General features: G+C 74.1%; 9 protein-coding genes. 3 read left to right on the forward strand and 6 right to left on the reverse strand.

All coding sequences use genetic code 11. The annotated features are described in order from the left end of the window. Window positions 1–2: 2 nt before the first annotated feature. Complete coding sequence (locus ACI79Q_RS15580) at window positions 3–1,292, reverse strand: adenylosuccinate synthase (RefSeq protein WP_456590035.1); 1,290 nt, start codon at window positions 1,290–1,292, stop codon at window positions 3–5. A gap of 112 nt (window positions 1,293–1,404) precedes the next feature. Here ACI79Q_RS15580 and ACI79Q_RS15585 point away from each other — a divergent pair, with 112 nt between their 5' ends. From ACI79Q_RS15585 to ACI79Q_RS15595, 3 genes are read left to right on the forward strand one after another with little or no spacing between them, the layout of a single operon-like run. Further along, the gene (locus ACI79Q_RS15585) at window positions 1,405–2,019 is read left to right on the forward strand and encodes a hypothetical protein (RefSeq protein WP_456590036.1); all 615 of its coding nucleotides are present in this window, start codon (window positions 1,405–1,407) and stop codon (window positions 2,017–2,019) included. Between the two features lie 38 nt (window positions 2,020–2,057). Continuing rightward, entirely contained in the window at window positions 2,058–3,191 is a 1,134-nt protein-coding gene (locus tag ACI79Q_RS15590) for an ABC transporter permease (RefSeq protein WP_456590037.1), read from the forward strand. Further along, on the forward strand, window positions 3,188–4,024 hold the full coding sequence (locus tag ACI79Q_RS15595; protein ID WP_456590038.1) for an ATP-binding cassette domain-containing protein: 837 nt from the start codon (window positions 3,188–3,190) through the stop codon (window positions 4,022–4,024). Before ACI79Q_RS15590 ends, ACI79Q_RS15595 begins: the two co-directional genes overlap by 4 nt. 40 nt (window positions 4,025–4,064) lie before the next feature. On the opposite strand, the gene ACI79Q_RS15600 is transcribed toward ACI79Q_RS15595, so the two are convergent. The 5 genes from ACI79Q_RS15600 to ACI79Q_RS15620 all read right to left on the reverse strand — a co-directional run bounded on the left by ACI79Q_RS15600 (window position 4,065) and on the right by ACI79Q_RS15620 (window position 8,745). Continuing rightward, window positions 4,065–4,214 carry a GPGG-motif small membrane protein gene (locus ACI79Q_RS15600; protein ID WP_456590039.1) on the reverse strand — a complete coding sequence of 50 codons (150 nt, stop codon included), beginning with the start codon at window positions 4,212–4,214 and terminating at the stop codon, window positions 4,065–4,067. 154 nt (window positions 4,215–4,368) lie between these two features. Beyond that, on the reverse strand, window positions 4,369–4,791 hold the full coding sequence (locus ACI79Q_RS15605) for a DUF3151 domain-containing protein (RefSeq protein ID WP_456590040.1): 423 nt from the start codon (window positions 4,789–4,791) through the stop codon (window positions 4,369–4,371). 2 nt (window positions 4,792–4,793) lie between these two features. Further along, window positions 4,794–5,828 (reverse strand): class II fructose-bisphosphate aldolase, encoded by a 1,035-nt coding sequence (fbaA, locus tag ACI79Q_RS15610; RefSeq protein ID WP_456590041.1) that lies wholly within the window; start codon window positions 5,826–5,828, stop codon window positions 4,794–4,796. A 149-nt stretch (window positions 5,829–5,977) separates the two neighbouring features. After that, window positions 5,978–7,330 carry an FAD-dependent oxidoreductase gene (locus ACI79Q_RS15615; RefSeq protein WP_456590042.1) on the reverse strand — a complete coding sequence of 451 codons (1,353 nt, stop codon included), beginning with the start codon at window positions 7,328–7,330 and terminating at the stop codon, window positions 5,978–5,980. After that, entirely contained in the window at window positions 7,327–8,745 is a 1,419-nt protein-coding gene (locus ACI79Q_RS15620; protein ID WP_456590043.1) for an FAD-binding oxidoreductase, read from the reverse strand. Before ACI79Q_RS15620 ends, ACI79Q_RS15615 begins: the two co-directional genes overlap by 4 nt. Window positions 8,746–8,885 lie beyond the last annotated feature (140 nt).

Below are 8,885 nucleotides of genomic sequence, written 5' to 3' on the forward strand. Positions count from 1 at the left end.
TCTCAGGCGATGAGGTCGTGGATCACGACGTTCTCGTCCCGGCCGGGGCCGACGCCGATCACGCTGATCCGGGCCCCGGAGAGCTCCTCCAGCCGCCGCACGTAGGCCTGGGCGGCCGCGGGCAGCTCGTCGAAGGTCCGGCAGTGCCGGATGTCCTCGAACCAGCCCGGCATCTCCTCGTAGACCGGCTTCGCGTGGTGGAAGTCGGTCTGCGTCATCGGCATCTCGTCGTGCCGGACGCCGTCGATCTCGTAGGCGACGCAGATCGGCACGGTCTCGAGCCCCGAGAGCACGTCGAGCTTGGTGAGGAAGTAGTCGGTGATCCCGTTGACGCGGCTGGCGTAGCGGGCCACGACGGCGTCGAACCAGCCGCAGCGCCGGTCGCGCCCGGTGGTGACGCCGACCTCGCCGCCCTGCTTGCGCAGGTACTCGCCCCACTGGTCGTGCAGCTCCGTGGGGAACGGGCCGGAGCCGACGCGGGTGGTGTACGCCTTGAGGATGCCCACGACGCGCTCGATCCGCGTGGGGCCGACCCCGGCGCCGACGGCCGCCCCGCCCGCGGTCGGGTTGGACGAGGTGACGAACGGGTACGTGCCGTGGTCGACGTCGAGCAGCGTGCCCTGCGAGCCCTCGAGCAGCACCCACTCGCCGGCGTCGAGCGCATTGCCCAGCAGCAGCCGCGTGTCGACGATGCGGTGCCGGAGCGCCTCGGCGTACTGGCTGTACTCCTCGACGACCTCGTCGACGTCGATGGCCTTGCGGTTGTAGACCTTGACCAGGACCTGGTTCTTCTCCTGGAGCGTCCCCTCCAGCTTCTGCCGGAGGATCGACAGGTCGAGCAGGTCCTGCACCCGGATGCCCACGCGGGCGACCTTGTCGCCGTAGGCGGGGCCGATGCCCCGGCCGGTGGTGCCGATCTTCCGCTTGCCCAGGAACCGCTCGGTGACCCGGTCCAGCGCCCGGTGGTGCGGCATGATCAGGTGCGCGTCGGAGGAGATCACCAGCCGCGAGGTGTCGACCCCGCGCTCCTCCAGGCCCGCCAGCTCGTCGATGAGCACCTGCGGGTCGATCACGACACCGTTGCCGATCACCGGAGTGCAGCCCGGCGTCAGGATCCCGGACGGGATCAGGTGGAGGGCGTACTTCTCACCGTCGGGCGTGATCACCGTGTGCCCGGCGTTGTTGCCACCCTGGTAGCGGACGACGTAGGGGACGCGGCCGCCGAGCAGGTCGGTGGCCTTGCCCTTGCCCTCGTCGCCCCACTGGGCACCGATCAGCACGACAGCGGGCATCGGCTCCTGGGTCTCCTGTTCGGTGGGGTGACGGTCGGCGCGCGACACCCGGATCGATCCGGCCGGCAGGTCGGCCGGGACGGTGGGGCTGGACGGGTGACAGGGTATCGGCATGTCGTCGGTCGAGTTGGACCTCCGCCGCCTGGGTCCCGGGGAGGCGCCGTTGCGGAGCCAGCTGGAGCCGGTCGCCGGGGCCGGGCAGCTGGTGGTGCGCGGCCCGGTCGCGGCCCTGTCGGGGGTGCTGGCGGCGCTGCTGAAAGCGGGCCGCACGGCAGAGGTGCCGGTGGCCTGGGAGCCGACCGCCGACAAGGGCTCGGCCGCCCTGGCGCGCGCGCTGGGGCTCGGCACGGGCACCACCCGGGATCTCACCCTCGTCCGCGACGACCACGGTGGTGTGCTGCTGCACCACGGCCGGATCGAGGCCCCCGGGAACGGCCGCCGCTCCCTGTCGCGCCGGCTGGGCCTGCAGGCGTACCACGACGACATCAAGGTGGCCGACGGCGAGATCACCCGGATCGACGTCCGACCGGACTGGACCGCCGTCGACACCATCGGCGTGACGGTGATGACCCAGCCGCTGCGCCCCACCCGGCAGACCAGCGGGCGCGCCCTCCAGGTCGCCTCCGACCCCGCTCGGGTGGTGCGCGACGGGGTGCCCTACGTGCGCCCCGTCCCCCGGTGGACCTGGTACGCCGACGACCGGGTGCGGTGGCGCCTGGTCCCCTAGGAGCGGCCTGCGCGGGGCCGGGGCCGTCGTGGACACTGGTGGGGCACCCGACCGCCCGAGGAGGACCCGCTGCCGACGTCCTGCTGTCCCGCTGGGTCGACGTGCCGGTGATCACCGATCCGCGCACCTCGTTCGGGTCCCGCGCCGCCGTGGCCCCCGCCGGCCGCCGCTCCCTGGCGCGCACGCTCACCCGGCCGAGCCTGCCCGCCGTCGTCGGACTCCTCGTGGTCGTCGCCTTCTTCGCGGTGCGGGTGCCGGACCTGGTCAGCCCCTTCGGGCTGGCGACGGTCCTGGACACCGCGGCGCTGCTGGGCATCGGCGGCGTCGCCGTCGCGCTCCTGCTGGTGGCCGGGCAGTTCGACCTCTCGGTCGGGGTGGTCGCCGTCGCGAGCTCACTGCTCACGGCGCTGCTGATCGGCCACGCGGGGTGGGGCACCTGGCCGGCCCTGCTCGTCTCGCTGCTGGCGGCGCTGCTCGTGGGGGTGGTCAACGGCGTGCTCGTCGTGAACACCGGCCTGCCGAGCTTCCTGGTGACCCTGGCGACCTTCCTGATCCTGCAGGGCACCTCGCAGGCCGGGGCCCAGGAGGTCGCCGGCGGCACGCGGATCGGCGGTCTGGACCAGGCCCCTGGCTGGTCGTCGGCGACGGCTGTCTTCGACGCGACCGCGCAGCTGGGCAACGGCCGGTTCAGCGTGAGCATCCTCTGGTGGCTCGGCCTCACCGCGCTGGCCACCTGGGCGCTGTGGCGGACCAAGTTCGGCAACGCGGTGTTCGCCAGCGGGGGCGCCCGGCGAGCCGCGCGTGAGCTCGGCGTCCCGGTGCGCCGGACGACGGTGGCGCTGTTCTGCCTCACCGCGGCAGCGGGCTGGCTGCTCGGCACCATGACGCTGGTGCGGCTGGGCAGCGTCCAGGCCGGCGGGACCGTCGGCATCCTCAGCGGGATCGACTTCATCGTGGTGGCGGTCATCGGCGGCTGCCTGCTGACCGGCGGATACGGGTCGACGATCGGCGCCGCCGTCGGCGCCCTGCTGTACGCGGTGGCCCGGCAGGGCATCACCCTGGCCGACTGGGACACCCGCTGGTTCCAGGCGCTGCTGGGGGTGCTCCTGCTGGTGGCGCTGCTGGCCAACGGCGAGGTGCGCCGGCGGCTCCGGGCGAGGCCACGGTCGTGAGCTCCGCCGCCCCCGTCGACGAGGCCGCCGCGCCGGGCCCCACCCCGGTCGTGGAGCTGCGCGGCGTCACCGTGCGGCACGGCAGCGTGCCGGCGCTGAGCCGGGTCAGCGTGGCGCTCCTGCCCGGGCAGATCACCTGCGTCCTCGGGGAGAACGGCTCCGGCAAGTCCACGCTCGTGTCGGTGGTCTCCGGGCTGCGCCGCCACGACGAGGGCGAGCTGCTGGTGGACGGCGTGCCCACCCGGTTCCGGTCCCCCCGGCAGGCGCGGGACCTGGGCATCGCCACCGTGTGGCAGGACCTCGCCGTCGCCCCGCTGCTGTCGGTGTGGCGGAACTTCTTCCTGGGCGTCGAGCCCACGCGGGGGGTGTGGCCGCTGCGCCGCCTCGACCTGGACGGAGCCCGCGAGACCACCGTGCGCGCCATGGCCCGGGTCGGCGTCACCGGGCTGGACCCGGACCAGCCGGCCAGCGCCCTGCGGGCCGGGGAACGGCAGAGCCTGGCCGTCGCCCGCGCGCTGCACTTCGGCGCCCGGGCCCTGGTGATCGACGAGCCCGTCACGCCCATGACCGTGGCGCGCCAGACGCTGTTCGGGCAGTCCGTCCTCGCGGCCCGCACCCAGGGGCTGGCGGTCGTCGTCGTCACCAACAACCCGCGCTACGCCCACCTCATCGGTGACCGGTTCCTGCTGCTGGCCCACGGCCAGGTGGCCGGGAACCTCACCCGCGACGACGTCGACGCCGACGTGCTCACCGCGCTGATGGCCGGCGGGGACCAGCTGACCACCCTGACCGACGCGCTCACCGCGCTGCACCCGGAGCTCGGCGAGCGGTGAAACTCCCCCGGGCCCCCGCCGCGCGGGGGCCCGGGGCCGGTCAGCCGGTGAAGATGCTCACCCCGCCCGGGCCGACCAGCAGCCCCACGACGATGAGCACGATCCCCCACAGCAGCTGCCCGCGGAAGATCGAGAAGATCCCGCTGATCACGAGGATCACCGCCAGGATCCACAAGATCGTTGCCAGCATCCGAAACGTCCCTCCTCCGGGCGCCCTGTCGGCACCGTGCACGCTCCGTGGTTGCCGTTGACGGGTCCCGGCAAACCCCGGGTCGCAAAAACCCAGGTGAGGAGTGCAATGGGCGGCCCGCACCGGCGGGCCGCCCGTCACCGATGGTGACTGCTCAGGAGACCAGCGTCGGATCGCAGTCCCGGAGCAGCTGCGTGCAGCGCTCGGCCTCGGCCGTCTCGCCGATGGCCTCGGCCGCCCGTGCCAGGACGGTGACGCAGCGCAGGAAGCCCCGGTTCGGCTCGTGCGACCACGGGACGGGGCCGTAGCCCTTCCACCCGTTGCGGCGCAGCGCGTCGAGCCCGCGGTGGTAGCCGGTGCGGGCGTAGGCGTAGGCCTGGATGGTGTCGCCGAGCGCCCGCTCGGGGCGGCTCATCGCCTCCTCGGCGAGGCCGGCCCACACCGCGCTCACCGTGGGGTGGTGCGCGGCGACCTCCGCGAGCGTGGCGCCCTCGGCGAGCTCGGCGTCGGCCTCCGGCGTGGCCGGCAGCAGCGTGGCCGGCGGCTCGCCCAGCAGGTTTCCGTGGGAGTGGCTCATCGTCAGGCCCCCTGCGACTGGCCGGCCGACAGCAGGTGCTCGCACGCCTCGACGACACGGGCGGCCATGTTCGTCTCGGCGGCCTTCATGTAGCTGCGCGGGTCGTAGACCTTCTTGTTGCCGACCTCGCCGTCGATCTTCAGCACGCCGTCGTAGTTGCTGAACATGTGCCCGGCGATGGGCCGGGTGAAGGCGTACTGGGTGTCGGTGTCGACGTTCATCTTCACGACGCCGTAGGAGAGCGCCTCGCGGATCTCCGACTCCGCCGAGCCCGAGCCGCCGTGGAAGACCAGGTTGAACGGCTTGGCGTCCTCGCCGAGGCCGAACTCCTTCGCGACCAGCGCCTGCCCGCGCTGGAGCACGTCGGGGCGGAGCTTGACGTTGCCCGGCTTGTAGACGCCGTGCACGTTGCCGAAGGTCGCCGCGAGCAGGTAGACCCCGCGCTCCCCCAGCCCCAGCTTCTGCGCGGTGCGCAGGAAGTCGCCGTCGGCGGTGTAGAGCTTCTCGTTGATCTCGGCGACGACGCCGTCCTCCTCCCCGCCGACGATGCCGATCTCCAGCTCCAGCACGAGCTTGGCGGCGGCGGACTTCTCCATCAGCTCCTCGGCGATGTCGAGGTTCTCACCGAGCTCGATCGCCGAGCCGTCCCACATGTGCGACTGGAACAGCGGCTCCTGCCCGGCGTCCACCCGGTCCTTCGACAGCGCGATGAGCGGGCGGACGTAGGAGTCGAGCTTGTCCTTGGGGCAGTGGTCGGTGTGCAGCGCCACGTTGATCGGGTACTTCTCGGCGACGACGTGGGCGAACTCGGCGAGCGCCACCGCGCCGGTGACCATGTCCTTGACCCGGGTGCCCGAGCCGAATTCGGCGCCGCCGGTGGAGAACTGGATGATCCCGTCGCTGCCGGCGTCGGCGAAGCCGCGCAGCGCCGCGTTGATCGTCTCCGAGGAGGTGCAGTTGATCGCCGGGTAGGCGAACCCGCCCTCCTTCGCCCGGCTGATCATGTCGGCGTAGACCTCGGGGGTCGCGATGGGCATGGGGGTGCTCTCCTCCGTCGGGAACGGCTGTACGGCGCTGTACGGGCGAACGTCGGTGATCAGTATCGCGCTGCGCCCCCGGCCGCGACAGCACGGGCGGCAGCGGAGCCCGACCGGGCGACACCGGGTCGGCCCGGGTCGGGCACCGGTCAGCCCTGCTCGATGCGGCTGACCACCCGGGCGGCGACGACCACCGGGTCGTAGGTCGGCGAGAACGGCGGCGCGTAGGAGAGGTCGGACCCGGCGAGGTCCTCGGCGGTCATCCCCGCCCAGATCGCGGCGGCCAGCACGTCGATCCGCTTGCCCGAACCGGGGCCGCCGACGATCTGGGCGCCGAGCAGCCGCCCCGAGCCCGCCTCGCTCAGCAGCTTGATCGCGATCTCCTCCGCGCCGGGGTGGTACCCGGCCTTCGTCGTCGCCTCCACGGTGTCGGTGCGGTAGTCGAACCCGGCCTGCTCGGCCTCGGTGGTGCACAGCCCCGTGCGGCCGATCTCCAGGTCCCCCACCTTGGTCAGCGCCGTCCCCAGCACCCCGGCGAAGCGGGCTGCCCGGCCGCCGACGACCGAGCCGGCCACCCGGCCCTGCTTGTTCGCGTGGGTGCCCAGGGCGACGTGGGCGACCTCGCCGGTGACCCGGTGGAAGGTCTGCGAGCAGTCACCGGCGGCGTAGATCTCCGGGTGCGAGCGGGTGCGCTGGGTGCGGTCGACGTCGATGGCGCCGGTGGTCCCGAGCCGGATGCCGGCCTGCTCGGCCAGCGCCACCTCCGGCCCCATGCCCAGGCCCAGCACCACCAGGTCGGCGTCGTAGCTGCCGGCGTCGGTGCGCACCCCCCGCGCCCGGCCCGACTCGTCCACCAGGATCTCGCGGACCGCCTGGTCGGGGTGCATCTCCATGCCCATGGCCCCCATGCCGGCGCAGACCCGCTGGGCCATGTCGGCGTCGAGCAGCTGCATCGGCAGCGGGTCGGCGAGCACGACGGTGACCGCCAGCCCCCGCCGCTGCAGCGCCTCCGCCATCTCCAGCCCGATGTAGCCGCCGCCCAGGACCAGGGCGCGGCGGGGACCGGCGTCCAGGGCGGCCCGGATGGCGGCGCCGTCGTCGAGCCGGTGCACGCCGAAGACGCCCGGCGCGTCCAGGCCGGGGATCGGCGGGCGGGTCGGGCGGCCTCCCGTGGCGACGAGGAGGCGGTCGTAGCCGATCCGCTCGCCGGTGTCGGTGACGACCTTCCCGGCGTCGGGATCGATCCCGACCGCCCGCGTGCCGGTGTGCACGGTGATGTCCCGGGCGGCGAACTCCGCCGGCGTCCGGGCGATCAGCTCGTCCCGGCCCTGGACCTCCCCGCCCACCCAGTAGGGGATGCCGCAGGCGGAGTACGAGACGACGTCGCCCTGCTCGAGCACGACGATCTCGAGGTCGTCGGCGTTCCGCAGCCGGCGGGCCTGGGCCGCCGCGGACATCCCGGCCGCGTCGCCTCCGATGACGAGGAACCGCTCCCTGCTCATCGCCCCAGCGTGGCACCGGCCGGCGCGCTGCGGAACACCGTGCCGGGGTTGAGCAGGCCGGCCGGGTCGAGCGCGGACTTGATCGAGCGGTGCACGTCCAGCGACACCGGGCCGATCTCGCGCTCCAGCCAGTCGACCTTGAGCACACCCACCCCGTGCTCGCCGGTGATCGTCCCGCCCAGCGACAGCCCGAGCTCCAGGATGTCGTCGAAGGCGGCGTAGGCCCGCTGCCGCTGGTCGGCGTCGCCGCCGTCGAAGCAGACGGTCGGGTGCATGTTGCCGTCGCCGGCGTGCCCGACCACCCCGACCACGACGGCGCGCTCCGCGGCGATGCGGTCGCAGCCGTCGAGGAACCCGGCGATCCGCGACCGGGGGACGGCGACGTCGTCGATGAGGATCGCGCCCCCCACCTGCTGCAGGGCGGGCAGCGCCATGCGCCGGGCGGCGAGGAGCAGGTCGCCCTCGGCCTGGTCCTCGGTGGAGTGGACGAACTGCGCGCCGGCCTCCTCGCACAGCGCGGTGAGCGTCGCGATCTCCTCGGCGGCGGCCGCCCCGCCGGTGTCGGACTGCGCCACCAGCAGCGCGCGGGTGTCGTGGTCCAGGCCGGCCTTGAGCACCTGGTCGACGGTGCGGATGCAGGTGTTGTCCATGATCTCCAGCAGGCTGGGCACCAGCCCCGCGGTGACCACCCGCTCGACGACCTGGCCCGCCTGGGCCGTCGTGGCGAAGGATGCGGCGAGGGTGACCGGCGCCTTCGGTGCGGGCCGCAGCGCGAGCGTCGCCTCGGTGATGACGCCGAGGGTGCCCTCGGACCCCACGAACAGCCGGGCGAGGTCGTAGCCGGCCACGCCCTTCACGGTGCGGCGCCCGGTGCGGAGCACCCGGCCGTCGGCCAGCACGACCTCCAGGCCCAGCACGTAGTCGGTGGTGACGCCGTACTTGACGCAGCACAGACCGCCGGAGTTGGTGGCGAGGTTGCCGCCGAGGGTGCACCAGTCGTAGCTGCTCGGGTCCGGCGGGTAGAACAGCCCGCTGCCGGCGACCGCGTCGCGCAGCTGCTTGTTCACCACCCCCGGCTGGACGACGGCCAGCCGGTCGGCCGGCGAGACCTCCAGGACGGCGTTCATGCGGGTCATCACCAGCGTGATGCCCCCGTCCACGGCGTTGCTGCCGCCCGCGAGCCCGGAGCCGGCGCCCCGCGGGACCACCGGGAGGCCGTGCCGCGAGGCCACCCGCATCACCGCGACGACGTCGTCGGTGCGGCGCGGGAACACCACGGCCGCCGGGGTTCCGGCGGGCGCCATCATCGCCTGGTCGCGGGCGTAGCCGGCCGTCACGTCGGGGTCGGTCAGGACGCCGTCGGGGCCCAACGCGTCGGTCAGCTCGGCGAGCCACGTCGCCGTCGTCGTGGTCACCGTCACACCGTACGGCCTCCAGCCCGGGGGGGGGGGGGGGGGGGGGGGGGGGGGGGGGGGGGGGGGGGGGGGGGGGGGGGGGGGGGGGGGGGGGGGGGGGGGGGGGGGGGGGGGGGGGGGGGGGGGGGGGGGGGGGGGGG

Source organism: Blastococcus sp. SYSU DS0828 (genome assembly GCF_054050975.1).

Excerpts from the sequence above, each read along its gene's own strand:
- ACI79Q_RS15580 (WP_456590035.1), bottom strand. The coding sequence starts at position 1,292 with ATGCCCGCTGTCGTGCTGATCGGTGCCCAGTGGGGCGACGAGGGCAAG.
- ACI79Q_RS15585 (WP_456590036.1), top strand. The coding sequence starts at position 1,405 with ATGTCGTCGGTCGAGTTGGACCTCCGCCGCCTGGGTCCCGGGGAGGCG.
- ACI79Q_RS15600 (WP_456590039.1), bottom strand. The coding sequence starts at position 4,214 with ATGCTGGCAACGATCTTGTGGATCCTGGCGGTGATCCTCGTGATCAGC.
- ACI79Q_RS15605 (WP_456590040.1), bottom strand. The coding sequence starts at position 4,791 with ATGAGCCACTCCCACGGAAACCTGCTGGGCGAGCCGCCGGCCACGCTG.
- fbaA (WP_456590041.1), bottom strand. The coding sequence starts at position 5,828 with ATGCCCATCGCGACCCCCGAGGTCTACGCCGACATGATCAGCCGGGCG.
- ACI79Q_RS15615 (WP_456590042.1), bottom strand. The coding sequence starts at position 7,330 with ATGAGCAGGGAGCGGTTCCTCGTCATCGGAGGCGACGCGGCCGGGATG.